The organism is Cellulomonas sp. P4_H12, assembly GCF_056400905.1.
In genome coordinates this window covers 87,775-104,201 of the sequence record NZ_JBFUKJ010000011.1, presented here as the reverse complement: position 1 = coordinate 104,201, position 16,427 = coordinate 87,775, and the positions used below count along the sequence as shown (strand labels likewise).

Genomic DNA, 16,427 nt, shown 5'->3' with positions numbered 1-16,427 from the left:
GAGCATGCGCCGGATCGTCGGGATCGACGTCGCCAGGGGCCTGGCCGTGCTCGGGATGATGACCGCGCACGTCGGTCCCGACGACCCCTACGGCTTCTCCGAGCTGGCCGACGGACGGCCGGCCTCGCTGTTCGTCGTGCTCGCTGGCCTGTCGCTCGGCCTACTGTCCGGCGGCGCCTCCCCCGTCACGGGGACCCGGCTCGTCCAGGCGCGCGTCCGCATCCTGGTGCGTGCGCTGCTGCTGTTCGCGCTCGGGGAGCTCCTGGTCCTGCTCGCGACGCCGGTCGCCGTGATCCTGCCGACGTACGGCCTGCTCTTCGCGCTCGGCTGCCTCGCGCTGCGCTGGTCGCGCGCGGCCCTGCTCACCGCGGCCGGGGTGGTCGCCGTGCTCGGGCCGCCGCTCGGCCAGAGCATCGCCGCCGAGCTGGAGGGTCGGCCCGCCACGACTCTCGTCGCCCTGGCGACCGGACACTTCTACCCCGCGATCGTCTGGCTGGCCTACCTGCTGTTCGGGCTCGCCATCGGCCGCAGCGACCTGCGCGACCGCTCGCTGCGCGCCATCGGTTCCCTCGTCGGCGTGGGCCTCGCGATCCTCGGGCACGGCGGGTCGTGGGTCGCGCTGCACGTCCTGCACTGGCCCACAGGTCTGGCGACGAGCGAGCCGCACTCGTCGACCACGTTCGAGGTCGTCGGCAACGTCGGCGTCGCCCTCCTCGTGATCGCCGCGTCGCTCGCCCTCGCGGAGCGGTGGCCCGGCGTCCTGGCGCCGCTGGCGGCCGTCGGGTCGCTCGCGCTCACCGCCTACACCGTGCACATCGTCGTCATCGCGGCCCTGGGGCGGACCGTCGTCTACGACCCGACCCTCGTCGTCTGGCTCGTGTTCGTGCTCACCACGGTCGCGCTGTGCTGGCTCTGGGCCACGACCCTCGGGCGCGGGCCGCTCGAGTGGGTGCTGCACCGGGTGTCGACCAGCGCGGCCGACGTGGCGCCGGACGAGCTGCCGGCCAACCAGCCGGTCAGCCGCTGACGAGCGCGAGCACCGCGAAGACCACGGCGAGCAGCGGGAACGTGCCCTGGGTCGCGGCGGCGCGGGCCATGCTGCGGTTCGTCGCGACGAGCACGAGCGCGGCGGCGAGCATCGAGCCGCAGGCGAGAAGGATCAGCGCGAGACCTACGGTCTCCTGGCCCGCGAGCGCGAGAACGGCGCCGACGAGCGCGCCGACGGCCAGGAACAGGTTGTAGAAGCCCTGGTTGTAGGCCCACGGCTTCACCGCGGGCACGTCCTGCGTGCGGGTCTGGAACCGGGCGTGCACGTCGGGCCGCTCGAACAGCAGCGACTCGTAGGCGAAGAACAGGACGTGCAGCAGCGCGGCGAGCACGGCGAAGACGGACGCGAGGATGACCACGGGGGCAGTCTGGCAGGTTCGCCTACCCTGGACGCGTGACCGTGACCGCTCCCCCCGTGCTCGACGCCGCGACCTGGTCGTCGCGCGCCGCCGCGCACGCGGAGCGCGCCGACGCGTTCACCGCCGCCCGACGCGAGCGCCGCTCGCGCCAGCAGAAGCACGCGATCGAGGACTTCCTGTTCGAGTACTACCCGGTGTCGCCCGCGGCGCTGCGTCGCTGGCACCCCGGGGTCGGCGTCGGGCTCGAGGCGCCCGCGCCGCACGCCGGGTGGCGGTGGTACCGGGAGGCGGCCGGCGTCGTCGAGCTGGACGCCGCGGCGTTCGTCGCCGAGCGCGGCGACGCGGTCCGCTTCATCCACGGGCTGCTCACCGCGACGCTCGGTCGCCCGGCGCTCACCGGCTGCTTCGGCCTCCACGAGTGGGCGATGGTCTACCGCGAGGCCGACGAGCACCGGCACCCGCTCCCCCTGCGGCTCGGGTCGGCCGGCACCGACGCGGTGGTCGAGACCCACAAGATCCGGTGCACGCACTTCGACGCCTACCGGTTCTTCACCCCCGAGGCCGTGGACCGCAACACGCTGCGGCCGACGCGCGACTCCATGACCGCGATGGAGCAGCCCGGCTGCCTGCACGCCGGGATGGACGTCTACAAGTGGGCGACGAAGCTGGGTCCGGCCGTGCCCGGCGACCTGCTGCTCGACTGCTTCGCGCTCGCCCGGGACATCCGGACGCTCGACATGCAGGCGTCGCCGTACGACGTGACCACCTACGGCCTGGATCCCGTCGCGATCGAGACCCCCGACGGCAAGGCCGAGTACGTCGCGCGGCAGCGCGGGTTCGCCGACCGGGGGAACGTCCTGCGCGAGCGGCTGGTCGTGGTGTGCGAGGCCGTGCTGGCCTGACGGTCGACCGTACGATGCGATCAGTCGACCGCGAAGGAGAGCAGGCGATGCCCGACCCCGCGCAGCTGCTGCTCGTCGAGGACGACCGCCAGCTCGCGTCCATGCTCGAGCAGATCCTGGTCGGCGAGGGGTACGAGGTCGACGTCGCGCGGGACGGCCAGCGGGGGCTGCACCTCGGCCTGACCCGCACCTATGACGTCATCGTGCTCGACCGGGGGCTGCCCGCCATCGAGGGCCTCGACCTGCTGGGCCGGCTGCGGTCGAAGGGCGTGGTCACGCCTGCGCTGGTGCTCTCGGCGCTGGGCAACCCCGCGGACCGGGTCGCCGGGCTGGATGCCGGCGCCGAGGACTACATGAGCAAGCCGTTCGACGTCGACGAGCTGGCCGCGCGGCTCCGCGCGCTGCGGCGGCGGCGCTACGAGCACGCGACGTCGCTGCCCGTCCCCGCCGGGACGCTCGACGTGGACACGCGCCAGGTCACGCTCGCGTCGGGCGACCTTGTGGACCTCTCGGAGCGCGAGTGCTCGCTGCTCGAGCTGCTCGCGCGGCACCCCCGGCAGGTGTTCAGCAGGGCCGAGATCCTGGACCGGGTGTTCACCCAAGCCGAGGACGAGGGCGTCGTCGACACCTACGTGTACTACGTGCGGCGCAAGCTGGGTCGGGCGAGCGTCGCGACCGTCCGGGGCGCGGGGTACAGGTTGGGGGCCGGGTGACCACCGAGCCCGCCACCGGGGCGGAGCGCGACGCCCTGCGGCGGACGGCTCGTCGGCTCGGGGTGCAGACCGCGCTCCTGGTCCTCGGGTGCCTCGTGGTCGTGGGGGTGGCGGTGCTCCTCGTGGTCACCCGGGCCCAGGCCGAGTCGGCCACGGCCCGGCTCGAGGGCGCGGTCCACTCGATCGACGACGCCCACGACGCCCCGCCCGGCATGTGGGTCGCCGTCGCGTCGCAGCGTGGGCTGTCGGCCTCCGACGAGCTACCGGACAGCCTCCCCGACCTCGACGTGATGCGGCAGGTGGCCAGGTCGGGCGAGGACGTGTGGAGCACGGCACCCACCGACGCCGGCACGGTCCGCGTGCTCACGGGCAGCCACGAGGGGACGGTCGTGCAGGCGGCGCTGGACCCCACCGAGACGCGCGAGGAGCTGGCCCGGCTCGCCGCCGCCCTGCTGGCCGCGAGCGCGCTCGGCGTCCTGCTCGCGGGGCTCGGCGCGGTGTGGCTGACGCGCCGGGCGGTGCAGCCGATGGTGGCCGCGCTCGCCCTGCAGCGGCGGTTCGTCGCCGATGCGAGCCACGAGCTGCGCACCCCCCTGACGCTGCTCTCGACCCGCGCGCAGCTGCTCGACCGGCACCTGAGCGCCGACTGGGACGGCCCGTCACCGGAGCGGGTCCGGCACGACGTCGACGGCCTGCTCGCCGACGCGGCCGCCCTCACCGCCGTCCTGGACGACATGCTGCTGGCGGCCGACGCGCGGTCGGTCGACGCGGTGCCCGTCGACGCGGTCGCGCTCGCGCAGGAGGTGGTCGACGCCGCACGCGCGACCGCCCTGGAGCGCGACGTGCGGATCGAGCGCGACGGTGACCCGGCGGCGTCGGCCCTCGCGTCACCGGTCGCGTTCCGCCGGGCGGTCACGGCCCTCGTCGACAACGCCCTCGACCACGCGACGACGGCGGTCGAGGTCGTGGTGCTCGCGCGGGGCGGACGCGTGGCCGTGGAGGTGCGCGACGACGGCCCCGGGCTGCCCGAGAGCGACCGCCTGTTCGAGCGCTTCGCGTCGCACCGGGCGGACGGCCCCGACGACGAGCGCCGCCACTACGGCCTCGGGCTCGCGCTGGTCGCCGAGGTCGCCGCCCAGCACGGCGGCACGGTGACGGCGACGGCTCGTGGCGACGGGCGCACCGGCGCCGTCATCACGCTGGAGCTGCCTGCAGCCCCGTGAGGACCTCGCCGTCCGCACCGACGGCGAGCACCGCCGCGGCGCCGTGCTCGGCGGCCCAGGCGATCCCGTCGGGACCGAGGGCCAGCACGCACGTGGCCAGGACGTCGGCGGTGGTGAGGTCCGCGGCCACGACGGTCGCCGCGAGCAGGCCGGTCGCCGCTGCGCCGGTGCGGCCGTCCCAGACGTGCTCGCCGCGCTCGTACGTGCCGGACGTCGCGACTGCGCCGTCCCGCACCTCGAGCACGGTGAGGAAGGCCTGCGGGTCGGCCGGGTCGCGCACGCCGACGTGCCATCCCCGCCCGGGCTCGGGCTCGCCGCGCACGACGACGTCGCCGCCCGCGTTGAGGCAGAAGGTGGTCAGCCCGGCGGCGATCAGGGTGTCGGCCGCGCGCTGCGCCGCCCAGCCCTTGACCACGCCGTCGGTGTCGAGCGAGCCGTCGGGCCTCCGGACGCTGAACGCGCCCCCGGACGCCGCGGCGAAGCGTGCGGCGATGCCCAGCACCTCGCGCAGGTCGTCGCTGGGCTCCCCGCTCTCGCCCCGGTCGAACCGGCTCAGCTCGCTGTCCGGGCGGAACCGGCTGAACCGTCGGTCGGCGTCGTGCATCGTGTCGAACGCCGCGCGCACGGTGTCGCGCACGAGCCCGACGTCGCCGTCGTGCCGGACGTCCACCGACATCGGGACGCCCATCACCAGCTCCAGGTGGCGCACGGTCAGCCCGCCTGGTCGATGGCCGCCTGCACGGACTCCGCATAGGCCTCCGAGGTGTACGTGGCGCCCGAGACGGTGTCGATCTGCGCCGACTGGGCGGCGATCACCTCCTGCGCGAGGATCGGCGTCGCCCGCGCGTTGATCTGGACGCTCTCGCGATGGCCCCCGGGCACCTGCAGCGCCTGGACGTCGGTGATCTGGCCGCCCGTGAACGTCACCGACACCTGCACCGGTCCGTACCGGGTCTGCACCGACGACCCGACGATCGTGACCGTGTCGTTGGTCGTCGTTGCCGCACCCGAGTCGGTGCTGCTGGCGCTCGACCCGGCGGAGCTCGAGGAGCCCGAGGTCGACGAGCCGGCGTCGGCTGACGGCGTCGACGCGGAGCTCTCCGCCGTGGGCGCCGGTGCGAGCACCGCGAACTTGGCGAACCCGGCCGCCCCCATCGCGGCCACGGCCCCGGTGTAGATCAGGGTTCCCCGCCAGCGTGCGGTCATGACTCGATCTCCTCTCGGTGGATGGCGGTGCGCGGCACGCCCAGGGCCCGGGCCGACCGCACGACGGTGTCGGTCATCGCGGGCGGGCCGCAGACGAACACGTCCCGCTCGGCGACGTCGGGCACGAGCGCGCGCAGGTGCGCCGCGTCGAGCGGGTCGTAGCCCAGCTGGCTGCGGCGACCGGGCACGGGCACGTACCGCAGGCCCGGCGACGGCGTGAACTCGGCGGCCAGGGCGAGCCCGTCCGCGTCGTGCGCGCGGTGCACGACGACGAGCTGGTGCCCCCGCACGAGCAGGTCCTCGGCCAGGGCGCGCACGGGCCCGACCCCGGCACCGCCGGCGACCAGCACCGCCTTGCGGGTGGTGGCGCGGTCCGCCGTGAAGTGGCCGAACGGGCCCTCGACCTGCACCCGGGKGCCCGGCCGGAGATCCGCGACGGCCGACGAGTGGTCCCCCAGCGCCCCGATCGTGAACCGCAGGTGGTCGCCCGTGGGCACCATCGACAGCGAGTACGGGTGCGCGGTCGCCCGGTGTCCCGGAGCGAGGAACCGCAGGAGGAAGAACTGCCCGCCGCGGGCGCCCAGCGACCCCAGGCCGCGTCCTTCCAGCCACAGGCTCGCCAGCCCGCGCCCCTCGGGCACCACGGCCGACACCCGCAGCGCCAGCCGACGGTGCGCGAGCAGCGGCAGGGCCACCCGCCACGTCAGCAGCGCCGCCGCCGTCCCCGCGTACAGGACGATCCACAGGCCGCGCGCGACGGGCGAGTCGACGAAGTGGGTGCCGCCGGCGACCTGGTGGGCGAAGGCGAGGAACACCCCGACGTAGATCGACAGGTGCACCGCGAACCAGACCTCGTAGGAGAGCCGCTGGCGGGCCAGCCGGGCGCTCGAGAGCCCGACGGCGACGAAGAGGACCGTCCCGATCAGCGCGGGCCACAGGTAGGGCTGGCGCGCGAGCACGCCGGGGACCTCGGACCACAGGGTGAGGCCGTCGAGCAGTGCGCCGCCGACGATCATGAGCAGCACGTGCGTGAGCACCAGCAGCACCACGGACGTGCCGAGCGAGCGGTGCCAGGCGACCAGCCGGTCGAACCCGACGGCCCGCTCGAACCACGGGACGCGGCCGACCAGCAGCAGCTGCGCGCAGACGAGGTAGGAGGCGAGCAGGCCGACGAGCTCGCCGAGCGCCGTGAGCGCCCCTCCGGGCGTCGCCCCGGCGGCCGCGTCCGTGCCCGTCCACCAGAACACCAGCACCGCGACGACCCCGAGCCAGAGGACGGGGAGCACGCCGCCTCGTGGACGGGCGGGCGCCGGTGCGGCGACCGGAGCGATCGTCGGGGCTTCCCAGGTGGTCGTGGCCATGTCACGAGTGTGCCCACGCGATCTCAGAGGTTTCTCCGAGGTTCCTGTCCGCACGCTGTGCGGCGCCGTCAGCCGTCGTGCCGGACGTCCACCACCACGCGGGTGGGATCGGTGAGGGCGAACACACGGAACGGGTGGCCCGCCTCGGTGAGCCCGAGGAACGCCGACTGCTGCCCCTCGAACCAGCCGCGCAGGTTCACCTCGCGCAGCACGGCGTAGTCCGGCGTCAGCAGGGGTGCCGGCTGCGGCGCCGCGCCCTCGGGCATCTGCAGCCCCGTGAGGACCACCTGCAGCACCGCGTCACCGGCGAGGTCGAGGACGTCGTCCTGCGGGTCGTCGACCGCCTGGTCCACGTAGGCGGCGATCCACCCGGGCGTCCCGGTGCCCGCGAGCTCGAACACGACGCGGTCGTACCCGTCGTGCTGCCCGGTGGTGACACCGGTGACCGTCAGCGCCGCACCGGCCGAGCTGTCTGCCTGGTCCTCCGCGGTGTCGGCCGGGAAGGGCACGGGCGCGGGCTCCTCGGTCGGCGTCCCGGCGGCGGACGCGGTCTCCGACGGGGTCGCCGCGGTCGTCGCCGCGGTCGTCGCCGCCGAGCTCGCACCGCCGGGCTCGTCGTCCGCGCCGCACGCGGCGGTGGCCAGGACGGCCCCCGCCAGCACGGCGAGCACCGCCGCTCGTCCCCCCAGCAGTCCGTGCGTCATCTGCCGAGACTATGACGGGAGAGCGCCGGACTGTGCTCACGCGGCCGCGTACCGCCTGACGAAGGCCTCCAGGATCAGCGGCGGTGCCCAGACGTCCGCGGCCTGCACCCGCGCGACGACGTCGTCGTACTCCCGCGGGCGGTAGTAGCCGTAGTCGCGGTACACCCCGATGCGCGTCACGATGCCCGCCAGGTCGAGCTCGGGGTGGAACTGCGTGGCGTAGAGGTTCTCGCGCACGCGGAACATCTGGACGGGGCACGTGGCCGACGAGGCGAGCAACACGGCGTCGGCAGGCAGCACCCGGCACGCCTCCTTGTGGCCGACGAAGGCCTCGAAGGACGCGGGCAGCGCCGCGAGCAGCGGGTCCGCCCGGCCCTCGTCGGTGAGCGTGATGGTCACCGCGCCGATCGGCTCGGCGTACGTGCCGTCGATGACCGCGCCCTGGTGCACCCCCAGCGTTCCGACGCCGTAGCAGGCGCCCAGGAACGGCAGGTCGCGGTCGACCACGTCGTCGAGCAGTGTCGACATCTCGGCCTCGACGCGGCGCTGCACGGCCGACTTCTGGTCCTCGGGCTTGCTCGCGTCGTACGGGCTGCCGCCGACGATGATGCCGTCGTACCGGTCGAGGTCGACGGGCAGGAACGGCGCCGCCTCCATGCGCACCTGCTCCAGCTCGTCGGCCCGCAGGCCCCCGAACCGCAGGAACGCGGCGTGCTCCCCGTCGGCGGCGACGTCCTCCGCGCGCGAGCTCAGGAGCAGGAACCGGGTCATCGCACGCCCGACACCCGACTCGCGTCCTCGGGCCCCAGCATCCAGCGGATCGACCGCGTCGCCACGGACCCCGCCGTCCGGGCCGCCGCGAGCCCGACGCGTCCCGGGCGCTCCAGCCCGAGCGGCTCGAACGACCACGCCGGCATCGACGCGACGGCCGCGCGCGCGAGCAGGGTGTAGCCCGCCCGCAGGCTCCGCGGGACGGGCGGCTCGTGCAGCAGGAAGTCGGCGGCCTCGCGCGCGGCGGTCGACGGCCCCAGCGCGGGACGGAACTCCTCCAGCGCCTTGGCCAGCTCGGCCACCGACTCGGGCACGCGCTCGGCGCCGAGCGCGATCGCGACGCGCGACGCCTGCGCGACGTACTCGTCGGCGCCCGCGGCGTCGAGCGTCCGCTGCCCGTACGCGCGGTGCGCCCGCAGGAAGCTGTCCACCTCCGCCACGTGCACCCAGCGCAGCAGCGTGGGATCGCCGGCGAAGTACTCGAGGCCCTCGGGCGTCACCCCCTTGATCCGCTCGTGCACCCACCGGACGCGGTCGATCGCCGCGGTCGCGTCGTCGATGGTGCCGAACGTGGTGACGGCGAGGAACGTGCTGGTCCGCGCCAGCCGGCCCCACGGGTCGCCGCGGTAGCCGGAGTGCGCGGCGACCGCGGCCATCGCCGCCGGGTGCAGCGACTGCAGGAGCAGGGCCCGCATGCCGCCGACGAACATCGACGCGTCGCCGTGCACCGTGCGGATGGCCGAGCCGGGCGGGTACCAGCGCGGGCCGGGCGTGCCGTGGATGCGTTCGCGGCTGGCCAGACCGTCGGGGCCGGCGACCCGCAGGAACAGGCTCGTCCCCGCCCGGTCTCGCACGGCGGCGAGGCGTCGCACCATCGGCATCTCCCCTCGACCGCTTCCCCTGCCAGTCGATGGTAGGTCGGCCCTGTCCGGAGCGCGCCCGGCCGGGCCGTGCGTGCCACCAACCTCGGTCGTGACGGCCGGGCTCGCTCGGCGCCGTCGAGTCCGGGTGCCTGATCTCAGAGCCCGGCGCGGACCAGCTCCACGCCGCGGTTGGCCAGCTGGTCGGCGCGCTCGTTCCCTGGATCGCCGGCGTGCCCCTTGACCCAGACCCACGTGACCGTGTGCCGGGCGACCTCGGCGTCGAGCGCCTCCCAGAGCTCCTGGTTCTTCACGGGCTTCTTGTCCCCGGTGCGCCACCCGTTGCGCTTCCACCCGGCGATCCACCTGGTCACACCGTTCATCACGTACTGCGAGTCGACGTGCAGGGTCACCGCACACGAACGGGTGAGCGCCCGCAGGCCCTCGATGACCGCGGTCAGCTCCATGCGGTTGTTGGTGGTGAGCGCCTCGCCGCCGAACAGCTCGCGCTCGTGCTCGCCGTAGCGCATCCAGGCGCCCCAGCCGCCGATCCCCGGGTTGCCCTTGCAGGCGCCGTCGGTCCACATCTCCACCGTCGGTCCGTCGCTCACCGCCACACCCTATGGTCGCGCCGCCGTGGGACCATGCACGCACGATGAGCACCTTGGCCGACCGCATCCCCGCCGATCCCACGGACCCCGACGCGCTGTACGAGGCCTTCACCGGCTGGGCCGAGGACCAGGGCCTCACCCTCTATCCGCACCAGGACGAGGCGCTGCTGGAGCTGGTCACCGGTGCGCACGTGATCCTGTCGACGCCGACGGGCTCGGGGAAGTCGCTCGTCGCGGTCGCCGCGCACTTCGTCGCCCTGGCCCAGGGGCGCCGGACCTACTACACGGCGCCGCTGAAGGCGCTGGTCAGCGAGAAGTTCTTCGCCCTGGTCGAGGCGTTCGGGTCCGCCAACGTCGGCATGATGACGGGCGACTCCGCGGTCAACCCCGGCGCCCCGATCATCTGCTGCACGGCCGAGATCCTGGCCAACGTGGCGCTGCGCGACGGCGACGACGCCGACGTCGGCCAGGTGGTCATGGACGAGTTCCACTTCTACGCGGACCCGCAGCGCGGCTGGGCGTGGCAGGTGCCGCTGCTGGAGCTCACCCGCGTCCAGTTCGTGCTCATGTCGGCGACCCTGGGCGACGTCGGCTTCTTCGCCGAGGACCTCACGCGCCGGACGCACCAGCCGGTGGCCGTCATCGCGAACGCCGAGCGGCCGGTGCCGCTCACGTTCAGCTACGCGATCGAGCCGCTGCACGAGCTGCTGGACGAGCTGGTGAAGACCCGCCGCGCGCCCGTATACGTCGTGCACTTCACGCAGAAGGAGGCCGTCGAGCGCGCGCAGTCCCTGATGTCGACGCCGCTGGCCAGCCGCGAGCAGCGCGACCGGATCGCCGACGAGATCGCGGGCTTCCGGTTCGGGCCGGGCTTCGGTCGCACGCTCAACCGGCTGCTGCGGCACGGGGTCGGCGTGCACCACGCGGGGATGCTGCCCAAGTACCGGCGCGTGGTCGAGCGGCTGACCCAGAAGGGGCTGCTGCCGGTGGTGTGCGGCACGGACACGCTCGGCGTCGGCATCAACGTGCCGATCCGGACCGTCCTGCTCACCAGCCTGGTCAAGTACGACGGCGTGCGGATGCGGCACCTGTCGGCTCGCGAGTTCCACCAGATCGCGGGGCGGGCGGGCCGGGCCGGCTTCGACACCGTAGGCGAGGTCATCGTGCTGGCCCCCGAGCACGTGATCGAGAACCGCAAGCTGCTGGAGAAGGCGGGCGACGACCCGCGCAAGCTCAAGAAGATCGTCCGCAAGAAGGCTCCCGAAGGCCAGGTGAACTGGACGGACAGCACCTTCGAGCGGCTTCGCGACGCCCCGCCTGAGCCGCTGACCAGCAGCTTCGCCGTGTCGCACGCCATGGTGCTCAACGTGCTGGCCCGTCCGGGCGACCCGGTGGCGGCCATGACCCGGCTGCTCACGGACAACCATGAACCCGCGGGCGCCCAGGGCCGGCACATCCGTCGCGCGATCGCGGTGTACCGCTCGCTGCGCGCCGCGGGCGTCGTCGAGCGCCCCTGGATCGAGGACGCCACCGGCCGCCACCGAGGGCTGCGCCTCACCACGGATCTGCCGCCCAACTTTGCGCTCAACCAGGCGCTGTCGCCGTTCGCGTACGCCGCCCTCGACCTGCTCGACCGCGACGACCCCGCCTACGCGCACGACGTCGTCTCGGTGATCGAGGCGACGCTCGACGACCCGCGCCAGGTGCTGTCCGCGCAGGAGAACCGCGCGCGCGGCGAGGCCGTCGCGCAGATGAAGGCCGACGGCCTCGAGTACGACCAGCGCATGGCCCTCCTCGAGGACGTCGGCTACCCGAAGCCGCTCGCGGAGCTGCTCGAGGCGATGTTCGCCACCTACCGCCAGACGAACCCGTGGGTGGCCGACCTCGCCCTGTCCCCCAAGTCCGTGGTCCGCGACATGCACGAGCGGGCGATGAGCTTCGCCGAGTACGTCGCGTTCTACCAGCTGGACCGGACCGAGGGCGTGCTGCTGCGCTACCTCGCCGACGCCTACCGCGCCCTGCGCCAGACGGTCCCCGAGGAGGCGCGCACCGAGGAGCTGTGGGAGATCATCGAGTGGCTGGGCGACCTCGTCCGCCGCACGGACTCCAGCCTTCTCGACGAGTGGGAGCGCCTGAGCAACCCGCTGGACGAGCACGGCGCCGACGCCCCCGGCGGCATCGACGAGGACGTCCCCGAGCCGATCACGGCCAACCCGCGGGTGTTCCGCGCGCTGGTCCGCGGCGCGCTGTTCCGCCGGGTCGAGCTCGCGGCCCGCGAGTACTACGGCGGGCTCGCGCAGCTGGGCGACGTCGACACCGACGACGTCCCCTGGGACGCCGACCGCTGGCGCGCCGCGCTCGACCCGTTCTACGAGGACCACGACGAGATCCTCACGGGCGCCCCGGCGCGCGGCCCGGCGCTGTTCCAGGTCACCCCCGGCCGCGGCACCTGGCACGTCCGTCAGCTGCTCGACGACCCCGAGGACGACCACGACTGGCGCATCGACGCGGTCGTCGACCTGGCCGGTTCGGACGAGACGGGTGAGGTCCAGCTCCGGATCGTCGCCGTCGGCCCCCTGGGAGACCTGTCAGGCTGAGCCATGGCCACGTGGGACGACGTACGGCGCGAGGTCGCGGACCTGCCCGAGACCTCGGAGGGGCCGGGACTCGAGTGGGGCGTGTGCGGCAAGCCGCTCGCGTGGGACCGCCCGCTGCGCGCGAAGGACCGCGAGGCGCTCGGGTCGTCGGCACCCGAGGGCGCCATCCTGTGCGCACGCGTGCCCGGCCTGGAGGCCAAGGACGAGCTGATCGCCCGACTGCCGGACGTGTACTTCACGACGCCCCACTTCCACGGCTACCCGGCGATCCTCGTGCGCCTCGACGCCATCGACGTGCCCGAGCTGCGCGACCTGCTGACGGAGGCCTGGCTCGCGCAGGCGCCGAAGCGGCTGGCCGCCGGGTGGCTCGCCGCGCACCCCGACGGTCCGGCCTGAGACGGCGCCCGGCGACCCCGACGAGCGGGCTACCGTTCGCGCATGGCGACAGACCCGAAGCCCCAGCCGACCGCGCGCGTGACCAAGTCGCCGCGCTTCGTGTTCGTCGTGTGCCTGGTCGCGGCGCTGCTGTCCGCGGCGCTGGTCCTCGGGCTGCTCACGCTCGTGGCGGCCGTCGTGCTCGTCGTCACGGCGATGGTGCTGCAGGCCCGGGGGAAGAACCCCGCGCTCTGGTTCGCGGCGAGCACGGGCGTCGCCGCCGGGACGCTGATCTACCTGATCGCCGTCCTGATCATCGGCCAGTAGTGGTCAGTGCCCGAAGGCCGCCATCATCCGGTCGGCCGGCACGATCTGCTTGCCCAGCGGGAACAGCGAGATGGGCACCATCTTCCAGTTGGCCAGCGCCAGCGGGATGCCGATGATCGTGATCGCCTGGGCGACGCCGGTGAGGATGTGGCCCAGCGCCAGCCACCAGCCGGCGACGATCAGCCAGATGATGTTGCCGATCACCGAGAACGCGCCCGCGGTGGGCTTGTCGACGACGGTCCGGCCGAACGGCCACAGCGCGTAGCTGGCCATGCGGAACGAGGCGATGCCGAACGGGATCGTGACGATGAGGATGCAGCAGAGGATCCCGGCGAGCACGTAGCCGAGAGCGAGCCACAGGCCGGCGAGCACGAGCCAGATGAGGTTGAGCAGGGTCTTCACCAGGCCAGCCTGCACCCTGCGGCGCGGCGGACGGTATCGGGGACCACCCTGACGCGGCCCCTATCGTGGCCCCGTGGCGAAGAAGGATCACACCCCCACCGGCACTCCGGCCCTCGTCGCGCTGGCCGCCGCCGGCGTCGCGCACACGGCGCACGCCTACGAGCACGACCCGGCGAGCACCCTCGGCTACGGGCTCGAGGCCGCCGCGGCGCTCGGATTCCCGGCCGAGCAGGTGTTCAAGACCCTGATGACGGTGGTGGACGGCACGCTCACCGTCGCCGTGGTGCCGGTGACCGGTCAGCTCGACCTCAAGGCGCTCGCGCACGCGGTCGGAGGCAAGAAGGCCGCCATGGCCGCCAAGCCCGACGCGGAGCGCGCCACCGGGTATGTGGTGGGCGGCATCAGCCCGCTGGGCCAGCGGGCCTCGCACCCGACGGTCGTCGACGAGACCGCGTGGCTGTTCGACACCGTCCTCGTCTCCGGCGGCCGCCGCGGCCTCGACGTGGAGCTCGCGCCCGACGACCTGGTCCGGCTGACGTCCGCCGTGGTCGCGGACATCGCCCGCAACTGACCGCCGGTAGGTTCTGCAGCCATGGGCGACGACGCGGCGGACCGGCTGACCCTCGCCGGCCGGCTGGCGGACGTCCGCCGACGGGTCGCCGAGGCGGCGCGCGCCGCGGGCCGCGACCCCGCCGACGTCCGGCTGCTGCTCGCCACCAAGACGCAGCCCGCGGCGCTGGTGCGCGCGGCGCTCGAGGCGGATCGCGACGCCCGTGCCGCCGACCCCACGCTCACCGCCGTGCTGGTCGGCGAGAACCGCGTGCAGGAGCTGGTGGCCAAGGGACCGGAGCTCGACGGGCTCGCGAGCCTGCACCTGATCGGCCCGCTGCAGTCCAACAAGGTCAACGCGGCGCTGCGCTGGGCGTCCTGCATCGAGTCGGTGGCGTCGCTGGACCTCGCGGAGCGGCTGTCGGCACGGGCGGAGCGCGCCGTCGATGTCTACCTGCAGGTGAACGTGTCGGGCGAGGTGACCAAGCACGGCGTGGCACCGTCGACCGCCGTGGCGCTGGCGGGCGAGGTCGCCGGGCTGCCGGGGCTGCGCGTCGCGGGTCTGATGACCGTGGGCGCCCGCTCGGACGACGCGGGCGTGGTGCGGGCGGGGTACGCGCTGCTGCGCGCCCTGCGGGACGAGGTCGTGGCGGCGGGGACTCAGACCGCCACGGAGCTGTCCATGGGCATGAGCGGCGACCTCGAGCTCGCGGTCGCGGAGGGCGCGACCCTCGTGCGGGTGGGCAGCGCGGTGTTCGGCGCCCGACCGACGTGACCCCCGCGCAGCACCAGCACCTGGGCGGTTCGCAGCGACGCACGGGTCCGGGTGGTGGCGAGCTCGCGCGCACGGAGCACGGTGAGGCGGCGCAGCTGGCGGTCCAGGTCGAGGTCCATCTCTCTCCTTCGTCGACGGTCAGGAGCGGGGCCGGCCGCTCGTGATACATCCGCCGATGGCAAGGTCGCTTGACACCGCGGCCTATGTCAAGCACGCTTGTCACGTCAAGCACGCTTGACATCGGATCGACGCATCGGAGACCTCTCGTGCCGGACACGCTCGACACCATGCACGCCCTGGACGCGCCCTCCGCGGACGCCCCATGAGGAACGAGATCAGGCGCCTGCGCGAGGAGGCGGGGCTGTCCCAGGCGGCCCTCGCCGAGGCGCTGGCCGTCTCCCGGCAGACCGTCAACTCCCTGGAGAACGGCCGCTACGACCCGTCGCTGCCGCTGGCGTTCTCCGTGGCCCGCTACTTCCGCACGACAATCGAGGAGATCTTCCATGACGACGTCTGAGCCCCAGCGCACCACGCGACAGCCCCGCACCGTCTCCGACCGCCGCTTCTTCCTCAGCTGCGCGGCCGCCCTCGTCGCAGTCGGCCTCCTCTGGCTGACCTTCACCCTGGCCGGCGAGCCCGACACGGCCGCCGGCGCGCTGGTGGGCGGCGCGCTCGTCGTCGCCGTCGCCGCCGTGGTCCGCTGGCGCGCCCGGCGCCGCGGGACGGCCGACGGTGGGTTCGGACGCACGCTGCTGGGCGCCGCCGACGAGCGCGACAAGGCGATCCTCACCGCCTCACTGGCGTGGGTCGGGCTGGCCGCGTTCCTGGCCAACGCGGTCGGCCTCGCCGCCGTGGCGCTCGGCGCCGACGGCTCCACGGTGATCGGCGCCATCGAGGCCGTGCTGCTCGTGGTGCTCGTCGCGGCACTCCTCACGCTGTCCCGGCGGCTGTGACGGCAGGATGAGGCCATGAGCGACGAGCGTCGGTTCCCCCGGTGGGTCTACGGCAGCGGCACCGACCCCGACGCCCGGTTCTCCCTCGCCAACGAGCGCACGTTCCTCGCCTGGATCCGCACGTCGCTGGCGCTGCTGGCCGGCGGGGTGGCGCTCGAGGCGCTCGACCTGCCGGTCCAGTCGGACCTCCGGTTCGCCGCCGCGCTGGTCCTCGTCGCGGTCGGCGCGATCGCGCCCGTGCTCGCGTGGGTCGGGTGGGCCCGGGCGGAGCGGGCCGTGCGGCTCGGCCGGTCGCTGCCCACGCCGTCGGCGTTCGGGCTGCTCGTGGTCGGCGTCTGCGTGTCCGGGGTCCTGGTGCTCGTCGGGCTGGTGGCGGCGTGACCGTGCCGCAGGAGCCGCCCCCCACCCTCGCCGCCGAACGGACGCACCTCGCCTGGCGGCGCACCGCGATCGGCCTCACCGCGGGTGGCCTCGCCGCGGCTCACCTGCTGCAGGAGTTCCTCGGCCTGTCGGCCTGGGCGCTGGCCGGCACCGCCGCCGTCGTGGCGATCGCCCTCGCCACCGTCTCCGCCCGGCGTCACCTGTCCGGGGCCGACCTGCCCCCCGGAGGCCGGCTGGTCGCCGTGAGCGCGCTCGGGGTCCTGGTGATCGGCGTCGCCGCGGTCGCGTTCGTCCTGCTCCACGGCGACTGA

The 16,427-nt window shown here is 74.2% G+C and carries 22 protein-coding genes; 13 read left to right on the top strand and 9 right to left on the bottom strand.

What is annotated here, in order from left to right; all coding sequences use genetic code 11:
• Nucleotides 1–4: 4 nt before the first annotated feature.
• Nucleotides 5–1,027 carry a DUF418 domain-containing protein gene (locus tag AC1DQC_RS08200; RefSeq protein ID WP_477050732.1) on the top strand — a complete coding sequence of 341 codons (1,023 nt, stop codon included), beginning with the start codon at nucleotides 5–7 and terminating at the stop codon, nucleotides 1,025–1,027.
• Here AC1DQC_RS08200 and AC1DQC_RS08195 read toward each other — a convergent pair.
• Nucleotides 1,017–1,406, bottom strand: coding sequence for a DUF1304 domain-containing protein (locus tag AC1DQC_RS08195; protein ID WP_477050731.1), 390 nt, complete (start codon nucleotides 1,404–1,406; stop codon nucleotides 1,017–1,019). The genes AC1DQC_RS08200 and AC1DQC_RS08195 overlap by 11 nt on opposite strands.
• Before the next feature lie 35 nt (nucleotides 1,407–1,441).
• Here AC1DQC_RS08195 and AC1DQC_RS08190 point away from each other — a divergent pair, with 35 nt between their 5' ends.
• Genes AC1DQC_RS08190 through AC1DQC_RS08180 form a run of 3 tightly spaced genes read left to right on the top strand, consistent with a single transcriptional unit; the run spans nucleotide 1,442 to nucleotide 4,244 of the window.
• Nucleotides 1,442–2,308, top strand: coding sequence for a 3-methyladenine DNA glycosylase (locus AC1DQC_RS08190; RefSeq protein WP_477050730.1), 867 nt, complete (start codon nucleotides 1,442–1,444; stop codon nucleotides 2,306–2,308).
• A gap of 47 nt (nucleotides 2,309–2,355) precedes the next feature.
• Nucleotides 2,356–3,021 carry a response regulator transcription factor gene (locus AC1DQC_RS08185; protein ID WP_477050729.1) on the top strand — a complete coding sequence of 222 codons (666 nt, stop codon included), beginning with the start codon at nucleotides 2,356–2,358 and terminating at the stop codon, nucleotides 3,019–3,021.
• The gene (locus AC1DQC_RS08180) at nucleotides 3,018–4,244 is read left to right on the top strand and encodes a sensor histidine kinase (protein WP_477050728.1); all 1,227 of its coding nucleotides are present in this window, start codon (nucleotides 3,018–3,020) and stop codon (nucleotides 4,242–4,244) included. Before AC1DQC_RS08185 ends, AC1DQC_RS08180 begins: the two co-directional genes overlap by 4 nt.
• Here AC1DQC_RS08180 and AC1DQC_RS08175 read toward each other — a convergent pair.
• From AC1DQC_RS08175 to rnhA, 7 genes are all read right to left on the bottom strand, one after another.
• Nucleotides 4,216–4,953, bottom strand: coding sequence for an FAD:protein FMN transferase (locus AC1DQC_RS08175; RefSeq protein WP_477050727.1), 738 nt, complete (start codon nucleotides 4,951–4,953; stop codon nucleotides 4,216–4,218). The two genes, AC1DQC_RS08180 and AC1DQC_RS08175, sit on opposite strands and share 29 nt — an antisense overlap.
• A 2-nt stretch (nucleotides 4,954–4,955) precedes the next feature.
• On the bottom strand, nucleotides 4,956–5,450 hold the full coding sequence (locus AC1DQC_RS08170) for an FMN-binding protein (RefSeq protein WP_477050726.1): 495 nt from the start codon (nucleotides 5,448–5,450) through the stop codon (nucleotides 4,956–4,958).
• Nucleotides 5,447–6,811 carry a ferredoxin reductase family protein gene (locus tag AC1DQC_RS08165; protein WP_477050725.1) on the bottom strand — a complete coding sequence of 455 codons (1,365 nt, stop codon included), beginning with the start codon at nucleotides 6,809–6,811 and terminating at the stop codon, nucleotides 5,447–5,449. Before AC1DQC_RS08165 ends, AC1DQC_RS08170 begins: the two co-directional genes overlap by 4 nt.
• 68 nt (nucleotides 6,812–6,879) lie before the next feature.
• On the bottom strand, nucleotides 6,880–7,515 hold the full coding sequence (locus AC1DQC_RS08160; protein WP_477050724.1) for an AMIN-like domain-containing (lipo)protein: 636 nt from the start codon (nucleotides 7,513–7,515) through the stop codon (nucleotides 6,880–6,882).
• Nucleotides 7,516–7,551: 36 nt separating this feature from the next.
• Nucleotides 7,552–8,286: a glutamine amidotransferase gene (locus AC1DQC_RS08155; RefSeq protein ID WP_477050723.1), complete on the bottom strand. Its 735-nt coding sequence runs from the start codon at nucleotides 8,284–8,286 to the stop codon at nucleotides 7,552–7,554.
• Nucleotides 8,283–9,161 (bottom strand): oxygenase MpaB family protein, encoded by an 879-nt coding sequence (locus AC1DQC_RS08150; RefSeq protein ID WP_477050722.1) that lies wholly within the window; start codon nucleotides 9,159–9,161, stop codon nucleotides 8,283–8,285. Before AC1DQC_RS08150 ends, AC1DQC_RS08155 begins: the two co-directional genes overlap by 4 nt.
• 143 nt (nucleotides 9,162–9,304) lie before the next feature.
• Nucleotides 9,305–9,733, bottom strand: a complete 429-nt coding sequence (gene rnhA / locus AC1DQC_RS08145) for a ribonuclease HI (RefSeq protein WP_477050753.1) — start codon at nucleotides 9,731–9,733, stop codon at nucleotides 9,305–9,307.
• 68 nt (nucleotides 9,734–9,801) lie between these two features.
• Here rnhA and AC1DQC_RS08140 point away from each other — a divergent pair, with 68 nt between their 5' ends.
• Genes AC1DQC_RS08140 through AC1DQC_RS08130 form a run of 3 tightly spaced genes read left to right on the top strand, consistent with a single transcriptional unit; the run spans nucleotide 9,802 to nucleotide 13,056 of the window.
• The gene (locus AC1DQC_RS08140; protein ID WP_477050721.1) at nucleotides 9,802–12,354 is read left to right on the top strand and encodes a DEAD/DEAH box helicase; all 2,553 of its coding nucleotides are present in this window, start codon (nucleotides 9,802–9,804) and stop codon (nucleotides 12,352–12,354) included.
• 3 nt (nucleotides 12,355–12,357) lie between these two features.
• A complete protein-coding gene (locus AC1DQC_RS08135) occupies nucleotides 12,358–12,750 on the top strand; it encodes an MmcQ/YjbR family DNA-binding protein (RefSeq protein WP_477050720.1) in 393 nt (130 codons plus the stop codon).
• Nucleotides 12,751–12,792: 42 nt separating this feature from the next.
• On the top strand, nucleotides 12,793–13,056 hold the full coding sequence (locus AC1DQC_RS08130; RefSeq protein ID WP_477050719.1) for a hypothetical protein: 264 nt from the start codon (nucleotides 12,793–12,795) through the stop codon (nucleotides 13,054–13,056).
• A 3-nt stretch (nucleotides 13,057–13,059) separates the two neighbouring features.
• Here the strand turns inward: AC1DQC_RS08130 and AC1DQC_RS08125 are convergent, their stop codons facing one another.
• Complete coding sequence (locus tag AC1DQC_RS08125; RefSeq protein WP_477050718.1) at nucleotides 13,060–13,458, bottom strand: YccF domain-containing protein; 399 nt, start codon at nucleotides 13,456–13,458, stop codon at nucleotides 13,060–13,062.
• Nucleotides 13,459–13,531: 73 nt separating this feature from the next.
• Between AC1DQC_RS08125 and ybaK the strand changes: the two genes are divergently transcribed.
• From ybaK to AC1DQC_RS08095, 6 genes are all read left to right on the top strand, one after another.
• Nucleotides 13,532–14,029, top strand: coding sequence for a Cys-tRNA(Pro) deacylase (gene ybaK / locus AC1DQC_RS08120; protein WP_477050717.1), 498 nt, complete (start codon nucleotides 13,532–13,534; stop codon nucleotides 14,027–14,029).
• 21 nt (nucleotides 14,030–14,050) lie between these two features.
• Nucleotides 14,051–14,782 carry a YggS family pyridoxal phosphate-dependent enzyme gene (locus tag AC1DQC_RS08115; RefSeq protein WP_477050716.1) on the top strand — a complete coding sequence of 244 codons (732 nt, stop codon included), beginning with the start codon at nucleotides 14,051–14,053 and terminating at the stop codon, nucleotides 14,780–14,782.
• A 322-nt stretch (nucleotides 14,783–15,104) separates the two neighbouring features.
• Entirely contained in the window at nucleotides 15,105–15,299 is a 195-nt protein-coding gene (locus AC1DQC_RS08110) for a helix-turn-helix transcriptional regulator (RefSeq protein WP_477050715.1), read from the top strand.
• Nucleotides 15,286–15,735, top strand: coding sequence for a hypothetical protein (locus tag AC1DQC_RS08105; protein WP_477050714.1), 450 nt, complete (start codon nucleotides 15,286–15,288; stop codon nucleotides 15,733–15,735). Before AC1DQC_RS08110 ends, AC1DQC_RS08105 begins: the two co-directional genes overlap by 14 nt.
• Nucleotides 15,736–15,750: 15 nt before the next feature.
• The gene (locus tag AC1DQC_RS08100; RefSeq protein ID WP_477050713.1) at nucleotides 15,751–16,116 is read left to right on the top strand and encodes a YidH family protein; all 366 of its coding nucleotides are present in this window, start codon (nucleotides 15,751–15,753) and stop codon (nucleotides 16,114–16,116) included.
• Nucleotides 16,113–16,427 carry a YidH family protein gene (locus tag AC1DQC_RS08095; protein WP_477050712.1) on the top strand — a complete coding sequence of 105 codons (315 nt, stop codon included), beginning with the start codon at nucleotides 16,113–16,115 and terminating at the stop codon, nucleotides 16,425–16,427. Before AC1DQC_RS08100 ends, AC1DQC_RS08095 begins: the two co-directional genes overlap by 4 nt.